This window comes from Maritimimonas sp. 2205BS37-2 (genome assembly GCF_056591755.1).
In genome coordinates this window covers 830583-848103 of record NZ_JBWQOI010000001.1, presented here as the reverse complement: position 1 = coordinate 848103, position 17521 = coordinate 830583, and the positions used below count along the sequence as shown (strand labels likewise).

Here is a 17521-nt window from a genome sequence, read left to right as displayed (position 1 = left end):
AACGGGGGCAAATTTACTATTAATTATTTTGCTCATTGCTAACATTATGAAAGTTTACGTTTTTCGAACGACTATTATTAAAAAAATTACATGAAAATAGGTATTGTTTGTTATCCTACTTTTGGCGGTAGTGGCGTGGTTGCTACCGAACTCGGCATTGCTTTAGCAAGTAAAGGACACGAAATTCATTTTATTACGTACCGACAGCCTGTACGTTTAAATGCACTTTCCAGAAATATTTACTTTCATGAGGTTTTTGTTGAAGAATATCCTTTATTTAAATTTCAACCTTATGAATTGGCTTTATCAAGTAAGCTGGTTGCTGTAGTAAAACAATACGATATTGAAGTTCTACATGTACATTATGCCATACCACATGCTTATGCCGCTTACATGGCTAAACAAATGCTTAAGGAAGACGGTATTGACGTTCCCATTATTACTACATTGCACGGTACCGACATCACTTTAGTGGGGAGCCACCCCAACTACAAAACTGCTGTTGAGTTTAGCATTAATAATTCTGATGTGGTTACGGCAGTATCTAGAAGCTTAAGAGATGATACTTTACGCCTATTTAATGTTCAAAATGACATAGAAGTGATTTATAATTTTATCGATTTTGAAAAATATGCGGTAAAAAAGATTTCAGATTGTGATAGAGGTTCTTTGGCTAGTGAAGATGAAAAAATTATAACTCATGTGAGTAATTTTAGACCGGTAAAACGTATTCACGATGTCATTGATGTATTTTATAAGGTACAGCAACAGATTCCTTCACGATTATTAATGGTGGGCGATGGACCAGAAAGCGAAAATGCCGAAAAACAGGTATGTGATTTGGGCATTGAAGACCGCGTCTTATTTTTAGGAAATAGCAATGAAATCAATAAAATTTTATGCTTTTCTGATTTATTTTTATTACCATCTATAACCGAGAGTTTTGGCTTAGCGGCATTAGAGGCTATGGCAGCAAGCACGCCTGTAATATCAACTAATACGGGTGGCTTACCAGAAGTAAATATACAAGGTGAAACGGGCTTCTTGAGCAATGTGGGTGATGTAAATGATATGGCTCAAAATGCAATTAAAATACTAGAAAGCGAAGAGCAATTAAATCGATTTAAAACAAATGCTCAAAATTTTGCTCAAAAGTTCTCTATCGATAGGGTGTTGCCAATTTATGAAGACATGTATAAAGATGTAAAGGCAAAATGTTGTTAGTGAAATTCTAAGTAAAAAATTTGAAATTACTATGCGTTGTAATAGTTCAGTGCTTCTATCAGAAGGTTTTGAGGAACTTCACAATCAATTTTAAATTTGGCTAAATCTTCTATTAAAACAAAGTTTATACTACTACCAACATTCTTTTTATCATGCTTCATTAAATCTAAGATAGGAGTATAGTCACTTTCAAGAATAATAGTTTTTCCATAAAGATCAATTATTTTGGCTTTAATAATTTCTAATTCATTCTTTGGAAAACCAAATAATTTCGTGGAAACATAGGTTTCTATAATCATTCCAATAGCTATAGCCTCACCATGTGTTAGTGACTGTTTGCTCTTGGTCTCTAAAAAATAAGATTCAATAGCATGACCAACGGTGTGTCCAAAATTTAAGATCTTACGAAGATCATTTTCTTTGAGGTCTTGAAGTACAATTTCGTTCTTTATTTCTATAGAACGAAGTATAATGGCTTCAAGTTTATCTTCTGTAAAATCATTGGTTTCCTTTAGGGTCTTCCATAGGTTTTTATCATAGCTTAATCCATATTTAATGATTTCCGCAATGCCAGAATTAAGATCACGAGCATTCATGGTATCTAAGTATGAAACGTCAATTAAAACCATCTCTGGATCACTAAAAAGTCCAATTAAATTTTTAAGACTACCGAGATCAACACCTGTTTTACTTCCAACAGAAGCATCCACCATACTTAATAGCGTGGTAGGTATATTAATAAATTTAATACCGCGTTTAAATGTAGAAGCTACGAAACCGCCTAAGTCTGTTACCATTCCACCGCCAAGATTTATAAGTAGACTTTTACGATCAGCGTGTAGGTCTGTGAGTTTTTGCCACACATAAGTACAGGTATCAATGTTCTTATGTTCTTCACCGGCTTTAATGGTAATTACGTCATGAGCTATGTCATTCTGTAATTGTTGCAAGAATTTTGGCAAACAATGGTTAGCAGTATTTTCGTCTACAAGGATAAATACTTTTGAAAACCCATTATTTTTTAAATAATTGTTTAATTGAGTATAAGCATACTCTTGAAAATGAATAAGATATCCTGTAGATTGTATAGCTTTCACCGTGCACTCTTTGTTGATAATAAAAATGCGAATTTATTGAAAAAAAATGTGGTGAGTAGCTATATTTGTGAAAAGATTACGGTACTCATGGAAAAATTTTTTGAAGACACTAAAACAGCTTTTGCATTAAAATCTGATACTGAATTAGATCGTGCTTACTTTTTATTTAAAATGATACAAAGTGAACCTTTGGTAAGAATTGGTACAGCTATTACCAATTTTGCCTTAAAAGCACATATGCCGGTTGAGCATTTAATACGTGCTTCAGTCTTTGATCATTTCTGTGGTGGCATTAATGAAGAAGATTGCTTGCCTGTAATAAAAAATATGTATTCTAAAAATGTTCATGCCGTACTGGATTATTCAGTGGAAGGAAAACAAGAAGAATCACAATTTGAAAAGGCTTTAGAAAAAACCTTAGTGAGCATTGACTTTGCTCAAGAAAAAGATAGTATTCCATTTGCAGTATTTAAGCCCACCGGTTTTGGGCGGTTTGCACTTTACCAAAAATTAACGGAAGGTGAACGTTTAACCTCTGAAGAACAAGAGGAGTGGGGAAAGGTTGTTAAAAGGTTTAAAACCGTCTGTAAGGCGGCCTATGAAAAAGATGTTCCATTATTAATTGATGCTGAAGAAAGTTGGATGCAAGATGCGGCGGACGACCTGATTGAAGAAATGATGGAAAAATATAATAAAGAAAAGGCCATTGTTTTTAATACACTGCAAATGTATCGTTGGGATAGAATGGATTATATGAAAGATTTATATAAAAGAGCACAACAAAAAGGCTACTTTATCGGTATGAAAGTGGTAAGAGGAGCTTATATGGAAAAGGAACGAGATAGAGCTGAAGAAAAAGGTTATAAATCGCCAATTTGTAAGGATAAACAGGCAACCGATGATAATTATAACGAGGCTATTAAGTTCTTTATGGAAAATGATAAGTTGGCTTTGTTTGCAGGAACGCACAATGAAGAAAGCTCGTATAAATTAATGCAGTTAGCAAAAGAAAAGAGTATTCTAAAGAATGATAGACGCTTATGGTTCGGACAGCTATATGGTATGAGTGATCATATTAGCTTTAACCTATCTGCTCAAGGCTATAACGTTGCAAAATATTTACCTTTTGGGCCGGTTAGAGATGTAATGCCTTATTTAATTAGACGAGCGGAGGAAAACACTTCTGTAGCCGGGCAAACAAGCAGAGAGTTGAGTTTATTAAAGAAAGAGCGTAAGCGCAGAAAACTGTAATGACTACTCAAGAAGAAATAAAAGAGCTATTGCAAAAGAATAAGAAGCGCTTATTGAAAGAGCTCGAACAAAGTAAAGAAGCTGTAGCATTAATAAAGAAATCAACTACTACTTCATTATCTGAAGAAGAAAAGGAAAAGATAAAAATTCAGCTATTAGACATTTGTAAAGCAATTCCGGCCTTTGCAATATTTATGTTACCCGGAGGGGCACTGCTCTTACCATTGCTTATAAAATTGATTCCAGATATATTACCAAGTGCTTTTCGTGATGATGTAGATTAAAATCACTTTTTGAATTTAAAAAGGTGCTCAAGAATTTCATTTCTAATTTCTTGATATTTTGTTTGAATTAACCAATGCCCTGAATTCAATTTCACAAATTTATAATACCCTTTTACATATGCATGGCTATTTTCAACAGAAGTTTTTCCAATGGCAACATCATGTTCACCCCAAATAAAAAGAGTGGGCACCATTATATCACCTAAAGAAGAAACTAAGAATATTTTATAGTTGGAGCGATAATAATTAAGTGCAGCAGTAAGAGATTTTTTATTTCTAAAAACAGATAAATAATCTTCAATGGCTTCTGGGCTACTACTTTTCCAAAGTTTTCTAAACAATTTAAAATCGTCTTTTCTTATACGTATTTCTGGTAAAAATGGAATTTGAAATCTCCTAATATATTGACTCTTTTTGATTTGGTCTGGATCCGTAGTAATTGCTTTTGCAAATGCTGAAATATGTGGAACAGATAATGCTGACCAGCTTAACAGTTTATCTGACTGCTCATGAGCAATATACCATCCTATTGCTGCACCCCAATCATGACCAATTAAATGAAATACTTCTTTATTTAGATGTTTAGCAATTTGCAATACATCGCCTGCAAGTTTAGTGATGGTATAATTTTTTTTACCTCTAGGAATGGCATTCTTACTATATCCTCTAAGATTTGGTGCAACGCAATAAAAACCTTTACTTGAAATCTCTTTCATTAAGGCGATCCACATAAACGAAGTTTCAGGAAAACCATGAAGAAATAGAACCAATTCATCATCTCTATTACCAATTACTCTGCAATCAAAGATTAAGTCTTCAATAGGTATTTGCTCTATTTTTATCATCTCTAAACTTAGTGTTGCTTAATATTTTTTATGATTCAAAAATTACCTTTTCTTTCATTTCAAACCATTGCTTATAATAGGGTTGATGAATTTTCTCGATACTGTTTCTTTTTACTTTTAAGGTTGGAGTAGTGAGCCCGTTATCGACATTCCAATCTTCTTTCATGATAACAACTTTCTCGATTTTTTCATGCTTTTCGAACAATGTATTAACTTGGCTAGCAGTATCAATAAGGCTATCACTGAGCTGTGCTTTTGGTTTGTTCTTACCTAATTCTGATAAAGTAATTAATGCTATGGGTTGAGGAATACCAGTTCCAACAACGCATATTTGCTCTATATCTGTATTTTTTTGCATTTCTAGTTCAATTGGTGCTGGAGAAATATATTTACCCTTATCTGTCTTGAACTGATCTTTTATTCTACCTGTTATTGTTAAGAAACCATCATGACCATACTCGCCAATATCCCCCGTTTTCAAATAACCATCGGTTGTAAAAGAATTCTTGGTTAATTCGGGTTCTTTAAAATAGCCTTTCATTAGGCAGTTATTTTTAATTAAAATTTCTCCTTCTTCAGATAATTTAGCACTAATAGATTGATATGGTTTTCCTACGGTACCAATTTTATTGTTACTTGGATGATTGCCATGTGAAATAACACAATCTTCAGTCATTCCATATACTTGTAATATAGTAATACCGATTTTTTTATACCATTTAATAAGACTAACTGGCAACGGGGCTGCAGCAGATACTATTAAGCTTGCACTTTTTAAACCCAATTTTTGTTTCAATTTATTTTTCAAAAATGAATTTAAAAGAGGAATTGATAGTAAAACTCTTAATTTACTTTGCGGAATGGTTTCTAAGATCTTTTCCTGAAATTTCGTCCAGATTCTTGGTACTGCAAAAAAGATATTTGGCTGGGTGTCTTCCAAATTTTTAGCAAAGGTTTCTAATGATTGCGCAAACGATATTTGAGCCCCCAGAATAAGCCCTAGTGTTGTAATGCCAACGCGTTCAGCAACATGAGCCAAAGGTAAATATGAAAATAATCTTGGATGTTCTTTAACCGAAAATTCATTGATCAATGTATACGAGCTCTCCATAAAGTTACCAACCGTGTGCATTACGCCCTTTGGTGTTCCAGTAGTTCCTGAGGTATAGATTATTGTTATTAGATCATCCTTTTCTTGCTGATGAATTTTATTAACTGGTTGATTTTTCTCAATTAGATCACTCCATAGAGCACCATCTTTCTCACCATAAAGGTCAATACTTATCTTATGAATATCAGATATACCAGATTTTTGCGATTCAAAATCATCTAACTTACCAATGATTATTGCCTTTGACTCACTATGAGTAATTATCTGTTTTATTGATGTTGCATTTAAGGTTGGGTAAATAGGTATTGTAATATACCCAGCCATCATAATTGCTATATCTGCTATAACCCAATGTGCGCAATTTTTTGAAAATAATGCAACATGACTCCCTTTTGGTAAATTATATGCCTGTAAAGCTGAAGCCATTTTACGCGCTTGATAACCAGCTTCTATATAGGTATAGTTGATGGTCTCATTGTTAATTGGTTGTTTTAGAAATATAGAATTGGGTATTCTTTCTTCCCAATATAAGAAAGCTTGAAGTGGTGAATTGTGTAATTTCATTAATTAAATAAGTCTAAGGATAAATATAAAATAAAACTCCTATTTAGTACCATTACTAAATAGGAGTTTTAAACTATTTATTTACTTGGTGCATATGATAAATCGGGCCTAATATTACCTAACACTTGATCATACTTAGAAGTTAATTTAATTACATTAAAAAATACTGCTTTTCGCTCATCGCCTAAGAGTTCGTCATTTTCCATTCCGTTTTTTGCAACTTCCATTTGGTTTTTTCCAGAAATTGACACTAAATAATAACTTTCAGGACTACCGAATCCGCTTCTAAATACGCTATAAGCTGCTTTAGAGCCCTTATCCTTAAACATTTTCTTAACTGCTGCCATTGCTTCTTTCATTTTTTTAGCATTTTTTGGAGGGAAATATAAAAAATGATATTCTCTAAAATTGTCACCTTCATTCGAAACACCTTCTGGTAAATATGACAATTCCGGAACAAAATGAGTTATTGAGTTACTATGAGAGTCATAACATTGGTCGTATTTTTCCCATAGCTTCCCCATAACTTCTTTTCCTTCTTTTTCAGAAAGAGCAGCCATTGGGTTTTTATCAAGTTCGGCCATATTCTTTATTGGAGATACATGAACATATCTACCATCTTCTATTGCAATAGAGGTCCAGGGTGCTTGTATATTATGCTTTTTACACAATTCCACAAGTTCTTTTGCAGCGGCCTCATATTGAGGCATCATTTCAAATTTTACATTGTCTTGATGCACCACATACATGGTTGGTTGTTCTTCTTGTCCTATAATACTTGAAACAAGAAATAGTGTTAATGTCAAAGACATTAATGCTTTAAATTTTTTCATAATGGTTTAATTAGTTTAATTAATACATGTTGATTTTGAATAATTGCAAGGGGTTTGATCCTTCCAGTAGGGTGGTAGAAGTTGAGGGTCGTTGGTTGTCTAACCAAATTTTACGCGAAGAAATTACAAGAATGAAGGGGAACATCTTGTTGGTTTAGTTTAGTTCGTTGATTATAAAGTTACTAAATAATTTTAACAAATGTTAAAATTTACAATAGATACTATTCAAAGCATTAAACAATTTGGTTTCAATTCAGAAATTTTGTGATAAAAAAACCTGATTTATTTCAAACCAGGTTTATATTATAAGGTAGATATTTATTTTTACTTGAGCTTGATTTTTATCACCCCACCAGCTCCTCGAGTTCCATAAAGACTTGTGTTCGCTCTTTCAACAGTTATAGTCTTAATATCAGATGGTGATATTGCACTAATATTACTAACTTGAGTTCCATTCACAATAAATAGGGGTGCATATGTTCCACCACTTTGAGATACAGAAGCACCAGTTCCTCTAATTCTAATTGTTTCTCCTGTCACCTGTACATTTTGAAATTTGGCTCTTAGCAGTTGAAAGATATCTGTATAGTTCGAATAGTCTGGTCCGTCACTACCATAAGTAGATGCTCCATAACCTAAATCTGTAAAATCTCTTTTAGAAATGATCTCATTATTTTCTGGAAAAATAAAGTTTATTTTATTCTGACCAGTATACTCTATATCAATAACTCCATGTTTGGCAGAAAAAACGGTTATTAACTTGTTTTTAGGTGATATCATTATTTTATAATACCCTTTTTTATTTGTTTTAACCTTTGTTTTAAGGGAATCGATAAAAATTCTTGCGCCTTTAATTGGTTTATTGTCATAGTCTGTAACAATTCCAGAAAGTTGAACTTTTTTCGCAGTAGCTTCTTGAGATGATAAAGTAGATAGGCTAGCTAATGTAAATAGTACTGTCAATAAAAGAATACGTTTCATATTTTAAAGTTTGTATTTGAATAACTCAAAATTAACAATAATTATACCAATTTCACTTATTTGTTAGAATTTTAATAAATAACTTAAAATGGGTTTTATAGTTCAATTAAAATCTAAAGAACTATTTTTGCAGCTTCAAAATTAAAAGGATGCAATCTATAAGAAATATCGCGATTATTGCCCATGTTGATCATGGTAAAACAACCTTGGTTGATAAGATTATTGATCAGGCAAAAATATTAGATGACCGAAAAGAACGTAAAGACCTATTGCTTGATAATAATGATCTTGAACGTGAACGTGGTATTACTATTTTATCTAAAAATGTTTCAGTTACTTATAAAGGGGTAAAAATTAATGTAATTGATACTCCTGGGCACGCTGACTTTGGTGGAGAAGTAGAACGTGTTTTAAAAATGGCTGATGGCGTATTGTTATTAGTAGATGCTTTTGAAGGGCCAATGCCCCAAACACGTTTTGTATTAGGTAAGGCATTAGAATTAGGCTTGACACCAATAGTTGTGGTTAATAAAGTTGATAAGGAAAATTGTACGCCAGACTTGGTACATGAGAAGGTGTTTGACCTGATGTTTGCTTTAGATGCTACCGAAGAACAGTTGGACTTTGTTACTATTTATGGATCTGCAAAAAACGGATGGATGAGTACTGACTGGCAAAAGCCAACAGAAAATATTATTCCGTTATTAGATGCAGTAGTTGCTTCAATTCCTGAGGCACCTTATAGAGATGGTAGTCCTCAAATGCAGATTACATCACTCGATTATTCATCGTTTACAGGAAGAATCGCAATCGGACGTATTTTTAGAGGCGATCTAGAGGAAAATAAAGATTATATGCTTTGCAAAGCAGATGGCTCTACAAAGAAGGTAAGAATCAAAGAATTACATGTTTTTGAAGGAATGGGTAAGGCTAAAACCTCAAAAGTGAGAAGCGGTGATATCTGTGCCATTACAGGAATAGAAGGATTTGAAATAGGTGATACTATTTCTGATGTAGAAAACCCAGAACCATTACCACGAATTAAAGTAGATCAACCTACAATGAGTATGTTGTTTACAATTAATAACTCTCCATTTTTTGGTAAAGAAGGGAAATTTGTAACTTCTCGTCATTTACGTGACCGTTTATATAAAGAAACTGAGAAGAATCTAGCCTTGAAGGTTGAAGATACCGATACCGAAGATAAGTTTAATGTATTTGGACGAGGTATTTTACATTTATCGGTGCTTATAGAAACAATGCGTCGAGAAGGATATGAATTGCAAGTTGGACGCCCACAAGTTATTATTAAAGAAATCGATGGGATTAAATCCGAGCCATATGAAACTCTCGTAATTGATGTTCCAGAAGAATTAGCCAGTAAAGCCATTAATCTGGTTACCTTACGTAAAGGTGATCTTTTAGTGATGGAACCCAAAGGCGATTTACAGCACTTAGAGTTTGATATTCCATCTCGAGGATTGATCGGTTTACGTAATAAATTGTTAACTGCTACGCAGGGTGAGGCAATTATTAATCATCGATTACGTGGTTATGATGTGCATAAAGGTGAATTTAGTGATATTATGAACGGCGCTATTGTAAGTTCTGAGGCTGGAAAAGCAACCGCATACGCAATCGACCGTCTACAAGATAGAGGTAAGTTCTTTATAGACCCAAATGAAGAAATTTATAAAGGACAAGTAGTAGGAGAGAATAGCCGTCAAGAAGATATGGGTGTGAACCTTATAAAAGGTAAGAAATTAACCAATGTACGTGCTGCAGGAAGTGATGATGGTCTAAAGATAGCTCCTAAAATAAAGTTTTCACTAGAAGAATGTATGGAGTATATAAAAGATGATGAATACTTAGAAGTAACACCAAAGAGTTTACGAATGCGTAAGATCAACTTTAGGTAAATTTTTAACAGAAGATTAGCTCTTGATAAAGAATATAAAATTGTAAATTGCGACGCAAAATTTAGAAGATACATGAAAGTTAAGGATTTAGTAATTGTTTTAGTAGCACTGTTTTTTGTAGTTGTTTCTTGTAACAATGATGATGATGGAGGAGAGGCATTTGACCCTGTTGCTCAAGCACTGATTGATGATGAAAATTTAATAGATTATTTAAAAACACATCATTATTTAGAGCCAGAAGATGGCGATGTATTTGGTGTTATAGATACAATTCTTGCAGGAGAAACATTTACACCATTGTATGATAATGTTCTTACTAAAGAAGTTACAGAGAATGATATTGACTATAAATTATATTATTTAGTTAATAATGAAGGTCAGAATGTGAACCCTAATATAACGGATTCTGTACTTGTTAACTATAGAGGTTTTTTACTTGATAGTACGAGGTTTGATGAACGATTGAGTTATACATGGCTTCCATTAACTAATGTTATTAGAGGTTGGCAATTTGGATTTCCACTTTTTAAGGATGGAGTTAGTAGCACACAGCCGAATGAGCCAATTAGTTTTGAAAATACTGGAAACGGAATACTTTTCATACCATCTGGATTAGCTTATGCAAATTTAGGTACCATTACTATAGGACCAAATGAACCTCTTGTATTCTTTATTAATCTTGGCTTGGTAGAAAGAGCAGATCATGATGGTGATACACTTCTATCAATTTATGAGGATCTTAATAGTAATGATAATGTAAATGATGACGATACAGATTCTAATCAAGTAGCTAATTATTTGGATGCTGACGATGATGGCGATGGAATACTTACTAGGGCTGAATTAGAGCAAAAAACCTACGTTATTAGCTTTGGTGAAGATGAGCCGATTCTTGCGGCTAATGAGTTCGAATATGACAGAGTTGTAGATAATAATGAGGAAACCATAACAATTTATACAAGTGTAATTTTAGATTCTGATGGAGATGGTACACCAGATTATCTTGATCCGAACAACTAAAAAAAAGACAAAATAAAAAAAAGGCTTCGTAATTACGAAGCCTTTTTTTATTGGTTAACGTTTGCTAGAATGATTAGCAAAGCTATTAATCTCTTTTTTCATTGAATCTATAGGATAAACCAAAGATTATTTGATTTGGTCTATTATCTACATTAAAATTAGTATTTAAGAATCTACCATCTGCATCATTAGAAAAACCTTTTTCCCAACGTACATCAAAACCTAATCTACCAAGTTCAACTCCTGCTCCTAAGTGCAGCCCAACGCTAAAGTCATTCGTTTCAATATCGCCAACAGTGTTTACATCAAAGTCAGAATCTAAAATATATTGAAATGAAGGTCCGCCATAAATATGCAATGGGCCTATTACTTTTGTTCCAACAAGTATAGGAATGTCTAACTTTTGGGTTTTATAATCGGCTTCGTTTCTACTATTCTCTGTATTGGCGCTATACGAATTGTTTAGTTTAGTATAAACTAATTCTGGCCTTATGTATAAACCCAATACATGTAGTTTTGCCCATAACCCAAGATGAAAACCAGCCTTATCATCTGCACCGGTTACCACATTTTGAAAGTTATTTCCTGTTTCTTCAATAACCTCGGACAGATCGCCTCCAAAGTTATAATTAAGTCCTGCTTTAGCACCCCAGTCTAGCTGAGCGAATGAAAAATTTAGAAAGGTTAAGGTCAGTATTGTTAAAAATACTTTTCTCATGATAAATGATTTTTTGTTAATTACCTTTCAAACGCAAAAGTGGTGCCAATATTCTTTTTAAAATGTTAATTTAATTGGTAGCTAATGCTAATACTAAACATGTTTGTCTTCGTGTCAAGTGTATAGCTTGGTCCATCAGCCACGACAGCTTCGAAGTTAATTCCTAAATTTTCTGATATACCACCCGTATATCTTAAATCTATTCCGAATTTAGATAATTGAGCTGAAAAGCCCAGGTTGTATAATAAAGTTACTGTTTTATCTATAGTAAGTTCATCATTTGTTGTAAAAAACTCTAAAGTTGGAAATTCATTATTTAAAATAATTGAAGCAGACGGTCCAACATATATGTTTATGAATTTGAAAAGTTTTGTTCCAACCAAAACAGGAACTTCGAGTGCTTGTAATTTAAAATCTAAAGTATTTGTTGAGTTATTTGGTTTATACTCACTTTTTGAGTTAGTATAGATTACTTCGGGTCTAATATATATTCGAGAGAATTGAATTGTAGCATAACCTCCAAATAAATAACCTATATTATTGGTACTATTAACGTTTTCTATGAGTCCAGTAAATCCTCCACCAATTTTTAGGTCATCAATTTTATTGACTCCTACGCCTAATTTAAGACCATAGTCAAAATCAATTTGAGCTTTGCCAATAAAGAAACTTGAAAAAATAATCGTAAAGAGAAGAATCTTTTTCATCGTATAAATAAATTTTTAGTTAGATGAAAAAGATTCGAAAAGTTGCGTTAGTAAAAAACTATTTTCTTTTAATAACTTTTTCTACTGCTTTTACAACAGCATCAGCGTTTAAACCATATTTGTCCATTAGTTGGGCAGGAGTTCCAGATTCACCAAAAGTATCATTAGTGGCAATAAATTCTTGTGGTGCAGGATTATTTTGAGCCAAAACTCTTGCTACACTTTCTCCTAAACCACCATAATAATTATGTTCTTCAGCAGTAACTACACATTTCGTTTTTGCCACTGAGTTTAATATGGCTTCTTCATCTAGTGGTTTGATAGTGTGTATGTTTATTACCTCTGCAGAAATACCCTTTTCTTCAAGTTTCTCAGAAGCCTGAAGCGCTTCCCAAACTAAGTGACCTGTTGCAACGATGGTTACATCAGTGCCTTCTGTAAATTGAACGGCTTTACCGATTTCAAATTTTTGATCTGGCGCTGTAAAAATAGGAACAGAAGGTCTGCCAAAACGTAAATAAACAGGCCCTTGATGCTCAGCAATAGCAATTGTTGCCGCTTTCGTTTGATTATAATCACATGGATTGATTACGGTCATGCCTGGTAGCATTTTCATCAAACCAATATCTTCTAAAATTTGATGTGTTGCACCGTCTTCACCTAAAGTAAGCCCAGCATGACTAGCACATATTTTTACATTTTTATCAGAATAGGCAATTGACTGACGTATCTGATCATACACTCTACCGGTTGAAAAGTTCGCGAAAGTTCCGGTAAAAGGAATTTTTCCGCCTACCGTTAAACCAGCAGCGATACCCATCATATTAGCCTCAGCAATACCAATTTGAAAAAAACGATCAGGATTCTCTTTAATAAATTCATTCATTTTTAATGAACCAACCAAATCAGCACATAATGCAACTACATTTGGATTTGTTCTTCCTAATTCGGCTAAACCAGCACCAAAGCCAGAACGCGTATCTTTTTTTTCGGTAAAAGTGTATTTTTTCATTTGTGTTGTTTCAATGATGGGCAAAAATATAAATTGTAAAAAAGTTTATGACTAAAAATTAATGATTTCTTTGTAGAACTTATGAACAGGGAATCCCATTACATTAAAATAACTTCCTTCTAGTTTTTCAACGGCGATATACCCAAGCCATTCTTGTATACCATAGCTGCCAGCTTTGTCAAATGGTTTAAAGTTTTCTAAATAGTATTCAATTTCTTCTGTTGATATTTCTTTAAAGTGTACAAGTGTTGTATCGCTAAAAGTTACCTGTTTGTTAACAGTAGTTAGAGAAATAGACGATATTACTTCATGCACCTGCCCAGAGAGTTCTTGAAGCATTTTTTTCGCATCGTTGGCATCCTTAGGTTTTCCAAGTACTTTTCCGCTAAAGCGTACAATAGTATCTGCTGTGATTAACAAATCATTCTTTTCTAATTCTCCTTCGAAAGCCGCAGCTTTTAGTTCGGCTAGGTAGTTGGTAATTTCACTTCCGTGTAAATATTTTGGATATACTTCTTCAGTATCTTTAGTCTTTATAATAAAATCTAAACCTAAGTCTTTTAAAAATTGTTGCCTTCGTGGCGACCCGGAAGCCAAGACAATAGTATACGGTGCTAATTTTTTATTCAGCATAGTTGATAGAAATTGAAATAATGATAATTGATAATATACCTAACAGCATTATGAACTTTAACAAGCGGCTTAGATATCGGTATCCCGATTTATTCTTTGTATAGAGCAACTTACTCATAAAATAAAGAAAAGGCAACATTACTACTATAAGCATGTAGGCTAAAACCAATGGTAGTCTTGAAAAGTTATCAAATGAATATAAGGTTACAAGAATGAGTGGAACAAAGGAAATTGCAAAAACTAAATTACGCGTTCTCTTTCTACCTAATAAAATGGGTAATGTACTCATATTTAAAGAAATATCACCATTTACATCTTCTATATCTTTAATAATTTCTCTTAAAAAATTAAACATGAAAGCGAAAATAGCGTAATCAATTAAAACATAAAATCCATGATATTGTCGTACTCCATTTTCTTCATTAATAGCAGGAATAATATCAAATAAGCCAACAATCAATATACTTAAAGAGACTAGAATAGACACGGTTAAATTACCTATTATGGGCTTCTTCTTTAAATACGACGAATACCATTTAAGTAATAAAGCAGTAAGAATAAAAATTCCTACAAAGGAAGAGTTTCCTATTTTAATAGAGAGATATAAGCCAATTGAAAAGGCTACTACATTTATAACTACATATAAGTTGTTAGCAAGTTTCTTTTGTTGTGGATTTGTTATTAAAAGCTTGGTGGGTTTATTAATAATATCTGCTTTAATATCATAAATATCATTAATAATATTCCCGGCAGCGGCAATACATACAGTGGTTAAGACTAAGAGGATAAAGTGAACATTGTCTAAAGTAGTATCAATTGAAAACGCAGGAAAGTAAACATAGCGAAACAGTAATTGTATAAATGCAATCATTAATAGGTTTTTCCATCGAATTAATTGCATGAAATTGCCTACGCTCATGAAAAATTCTTTTTAATACGATCTAGTGTACGTTTATTATCTCTGTCTTTTATAGTTTCTCGTTTATCGTGTAATTTTTTTCCTTTACAAAGTGCAATTTCGAGCTTGGCCCAACCTTTTTCTGTTAAAAACAAGCGCATTGGAATTATGGTTAAACCAACATTCTGTACTTCTTTTTGCAGCTTTTTTAATTCACGTTTGTTAAGTAATAACTTACGCTCACTTTTAGGTTTGTGATTATACACATTTCCATTTATGTATTCTTCAATGTACATATTAATGGCAAAAAGCTCACCCTTCTCATTGAACTCACAAAAACTCTCTGTAATTCTAGCTTTACTGGCACGAATTGATTTTATTTCAGTTCCTGTTAAAACAATCCCTGCGATATATTTATCGAGAATCTCGTATTGAAAACGTGCTTTTTTGTTTTGTATGTTAATAGTAGGCTGCATGAGCGCAAAACTAGCAAAAAAAGAGAATGAAACTTACTAGTTTTTGGTTTTAATCACTAAGTGAGCCGTATGATCTTCTTCAAGAGTAACAATAAATAAACTTGCATTATCATTATCTTCCATTTGTTGATATTTATCAGAACCAACTAGCTTATTTGCAAAAAAAGGAATAGTATTACTATGCCCAACAACTAAAACTGTTTTTCCTTTGGTATCTTTTAAGAATTTTTCAAAATCAATTTTAAAAGGATGATACGTTTTTATTTCTAATCCTAATTTAGTTGCTGTAGGCTTTGCTGTTTGCATGGTGCGGTTGTATTCTGTTGAATAGACAGCGTTTATTCCATAATCGGAAAGGAGCTCGCTCCATTTTATAGCTCTTTGTTGCCCTTTTTCTGTAAGTGATGGGTTTTTATTCTCGGCATCTGACCTATCTTTTTCTGCATGACGAACTAAAAAATAAGTAGTTTTTTCGACACTCTGAGCAATTCCTGAAAAGGAAATAACAACAAATACAATTAATAAAAATAACTTTTTCATAATTTAATTATTTCATCAAAAATAAAGAAATACAGGTAGTTATAGTAATGATTCTTTAAATTTATAGACCAAACGTTAAAACCAAGATGAAATACATATATCTCTTTCTAACTTTAATGGTAATTAGCTCTTGTAAATCTAAAAAGAATATGATCGATACCTCCAAGCTTACTTATACAGAATTCAGATCTCAACAACAATCATTTAAATCAAAAAATGGAACTATAAAATATATTGATAGAGGAGAAGGTGAAGTAATTGTTTTGTTGCACGGTGTTCCAACTTCTGGATGGTTATATAGAAAGATGATAGATAGTTTAGTCCATAAAAACTACCGTGTAATAGTACCTGATATGCTTGGTTTTGGTTCTAGTGACTCTCCAAAAGGTTATGATCTATATAGCCCAGAGGCCCATGGAAAGCGATTGTTGGGTTTAATGGAACATTTAGGTGTGCAGCATTGGACACATGTTTTTCACGATGCAGGTGGCTTATGGACTTGGGAATTATTTAAGCAGGCTCCAGATAGAATTAAAAAGTTGGTGATTTTAAATTCTATCATCTATGAAGCTGGGTTTAACCCACCAATGCGCTTCGAAAGAGGTGTTTTCACTAAATTATCTATGAGTTTCTATAGTAATAAATTAACAAATAAAACCATCATGAAAAAGCTCTTTAAAAATGCATTGATGGAGAATAATTTAAATGCTAATGAGGTAGAAGGATATAGAAAACCTTTATTGGAAGGAAAAACGAATTCACTTTATACATTCTTTTCAAGTACCTGTAATGCATTACCAGATTATAAGGAAACGCTGCAGAAGATTAATATTCCTGTCATGGTTATTTGGGGTAAACATGATGAAATGTTACGCTGGAATCCTATTGAATCTGAAGTGGTTAAAGACTTAGAAATAGAACCGAAAAATATTCATGTAATAGATGCGAAACACTATATACAAGAGGAAAGCACCGACGAAATTTTAGGATTTATCTTAGATTTTGTAAAATAGCTTTATTCTTTGAACTTTACTTTTAGATCCAATTTTACACCGTTACGAATAATTTTTAATACTGCAGAGCCTTTAGAAGTGTCAAAATCACGCATTACAGCTACGCAATGATCTTGATCTTTAATAGAAATGCTGTCAATATGTGTTAATATATCACCAACTTGAACACCTGCAGCTTCACCTGGATGGTCTTTTGAAATTCGATTAATAACAACGCCGTTGGTTTCGGCATTAAACCCTTTCTGATCTGCACTTAAATTATCAAAGTGAAGCCCGAATTTCCATCTTTTCTTTTCTTTTACTTTAGCGTCTTGTGCCATTGCCAAATTAGATGCAATAACTGTTAATAAGATGGTTAAAACTATTTTTCTCATGCTATTAATTTATTTTTTAGT

Annotated in this window: 19 protein-coding genes; 6 read left to right on the top strand and 13 right to left on the bottom strand. The window is 32.8% G+C overall.

Annotation, left to right across the window (positions count from 1 at the left end; translation table 11 throughout):
* Positions 1–90 precede the first annotated feature (90 nt).
* Entirely contained in the window at positions 91–1224 is a 1134-nt protein-coding gene (bshA, locus tag AC1EUU_RS04020; protein ID WP_480200088.1) for an N-acetyl-alpha-D-glucosaminyl L-malate synthase BshA, read from the top strand.
* 29 nt (positions 1225–1253) lie between these two features.
* Here the strand turns inward: bshA and aroB are convergent, their stop codons facing one another.
* Positions 1254–2321 (bottom strand): 3-dehydroquinate synthase, encoded by a 1068-nt coding sequence (gene aroB, locus AC1EUU_RS04015; RefSeq protein WP_480200087.1) that lies wholly within the window; start codon positions 2319–2321, stop codon positions 1254–1256.
* Positions 2322–2408: 87 nt separating this feature from the next.
* On the opposite strand from aroB, the gene AC1EUU_RS04010 reads away from it, so the two are divergent.
* Both AC1EUU_RS04010 and AC1EUU_RS04005 read left to right on the top strand, forming a co-directional pair.
* Positions 2409–3572, top strand: coding sequence for a proline dehydrogenase family protein (locus tag AC1EUU_RS04010; protein ID WP_480200086.1), 1164 nt, complete (start codon positions 2409–2411; stop codon positions 3570–3572).
* Positions 3572–3856, top strand: a complete 285-nt coding sequence (locus AC1EUU_RS04005) for an LETM1 domain-containing protein (protein WP_480200085.1) — start codon at positions 3572–3574, stop codon at positions 3854–3856. The genes AC1EUU_RS04010 and AC1EUU_RS04005 overlap by 1 nt, the downstream gene beginning before the upstream one ends.
* A gap of 2 nt (positions 3857–3858) precedes the next feature.
* Here the strand turns inward: AC1EUU_RS04005 and AC1EUU_RS04000 are convergent, their stop codons facing one another.
* From AC1EUU_RS04000 to AC1EUU_RS03985, 4 genes are all read right to left on the bottom strand, one after another.
* Positions 3859–4701 carry an alpha/beta fold hydrolase gene (locus tag AC1EUU_RS04000; protein ID WP_480200084.1) on the bottom strand — a complete coding sequence of 281 codons (843 nt, stop codon included), beginning with the start codon at positions 4699–4701 and terminating at the stop codon, positions 3859–3861.
* A gap of 28 nt (positions 4702–4729) precedes the next feature.
* Positions 4730–6376 carry an AMP-binding protein gene (locus AC1EUU_RS03995; RefSeq protein ID WP_480200083.1) on the bottom strand — a complete coding sequence of 549 codons (1647 nt, stop codon included), beginning with the start codon at positions 6374–6376 and terminating at the stop codon, positions 4730–4732.
* Between the two features lie 77 nt (positions 6377–6453).
* Positions 6454–7209 carry a hypothetical protein gene (locus tag AC1EUU_RS03990; protein WP_480200082.1) on the bottom strand — a complete coding sequence of 252 codons (756 nt, stop codon included), beginning with the start codon at positions 7207–7209 and terminating at the stop codon, positions 6454–6456.
* A gap of 324 nt (positions 7210–7533) precedes the next feature.
* Complete coding sequence (locus AC1EUU_RS03985; RefSeq protein WP_480200081.1) at positions 7534–8190, bottom strand: TonB-dependent receptor plug domain-containing protein; 657 nt, start codon at positions 8188–8190, stop codon at positions 7534–7536.
* 149 nt (positions 8191–8339) lie between these two features.
* Between AC1EUU_RS03985 and typA the strand changes: the two genes are divergently transcribed.
* Positions 8340–10109: a translational GTPase TypA gene (typA, locus tag AC1EUU_RS03980; protein ID WP_480200080.1), complete on the top strand. Its 1770-nt coding sequence runs from the start codon at positions 8340–8342 to the stop codon at positions 10107–10109.
* Positions 10110–10181: 72 nt separating this feature from the next.
* The gene (locus AC1EUU_RS03975; protein ID WP_480200079.1) at positions 10182–11129 is read left to right on the top strand and encodes an FKBP-type peptidyl-prolyl cis-trans isomerase; all 948 of its coding nucleotides are present in this window, start codon (positions 10182–10184) and stop codon (positions 11127–11129) included.
* Between the two features lie 85 nt (positions 11130–11214).
* On the opposite strand, the gene AC1EUU_RS03970 is transcribed toward AC1EUU_RS03975, so the two are convergent.
* The 7 genes from AC1EUU_RS03970 to AC1EUU_RS03940 all read right to left on the bottom strand — a co-directional run bounded on the left by AC1EUU_RS03970 (position 11215) and on the right by AC1EUU_RS03940 (position 16113).
* On the bottom strand, positions 11215–11847 hold the full coding sequence (locus tag AC1EUU_RS03970) for an outer membrane beta-barrel protein (protein ID WP_480200078.1): 633 nt from the start codon (positions 11845–11847) through the stop codon (positions 11215–11217).
* Between the two features lie 65 nt (positions 11848–11912).
* The gene (locus tag AC1EUU_RS03965; RefSeq protein WP_480200077.1) at positions 11913–12554 is read right to left on the bottom strand and encodes an outer membrane beta-barrel protein; all 642 of its coding nucleotides are present in this window, start codon (positions 12552–12554) and stop codon (positions 11913–11915) included.
* Positions 12555–12612: 58 nt separating this feature from the next.
* Positions 12613–13566, bottom strand: coding sequence for a transketolase family protein (locus AC1EUU_RS03960; RefSeq protein WP_480200076.1), 954 nt, complete (start codon positions 13564–13566; stop codon positions 12613–12615).
* Between the two features lie 51 nt (positions 13567–13617).
* Entirely contained in the window at positions 13618–14199 is a 582-nt protein-coding gene (locus AC1EUU_RS03955; protein WP_480200075.1) for a Maf-like protein, read from the bottom strand.
* The gene (locus tag AC1EUU_RS03950; protein WP_480200074.1) at positions 14189–15118 is read right to left on the bottom strand and encodes a geranylgeranylglycerol-phosphate geranylgeranyltransferase; all 930 of its coding nucleotides are present in this window, start codon (positions 15116–15118) and stop codon (positions 14189–14191) included. The genes AC1EUU_RS03955 and AC1EUU_RS03950 overlap by 11 nt, the downstream gene beginning before the upstream one ends.
* Positions 15115–15573, bottom strand: a complete 459-nt coding sequence (gene smpB / locus AC1EUU_RS03945) for an SsrA-binding protein SmpB (protein WP_480200073.1) — start codon at positions 15571–15573, stop codon at positions 15115–15117. The genes AC1EUU_RS03950 and smpB overlap by 4 nt, the downstream gene beginning before the upstream one ends.
* 36 nt (positions 15574–15609) lie before the next feature.
* A complete protein-coding gene (locus AC1EUU_RS03940) occupies positions 15610–16113 on the bottom strand; it encodes a SixA phosphatase family protein (protein WP_480200072.1) in 504 nt (167 codons plus the stop codon).
* A gap of 86 nt (positions 16114–16199) precedes the next feature.
* Here AC1EUU_RS03940 and AC1EUU_RS03935 point away from each other — a divergent pair, with 86 nt between their 5' ends.
* Positions 16200–17126, top strand: a complete 927-nt coding sequence (locus tag AC1EUU_RS03935) for an alpha/beta fold hydrolase (protein WP_480200071.1) — start codon at positions 16200–16202, stop codon at positions 17124–17126.
* A 2-nt stretch (positions 17127–17128) separates the two neighbouring features.
* Here the strand turns inward: AC1EUU_RS03935 and AC1EUU_RS03930 are convergent, their stop codons facing one another.
* A complete protein-coding gene (locus AC1EUU_RS03930) occupies positions 17129–17500 on the bottom strand; it encodes a PDZ domain-containing protein (protein WP_480200070.1) in 372 nt (123 codons plus the stop codon).
* Positions 17501–17521: the final 21 nt, after the last annotated feature.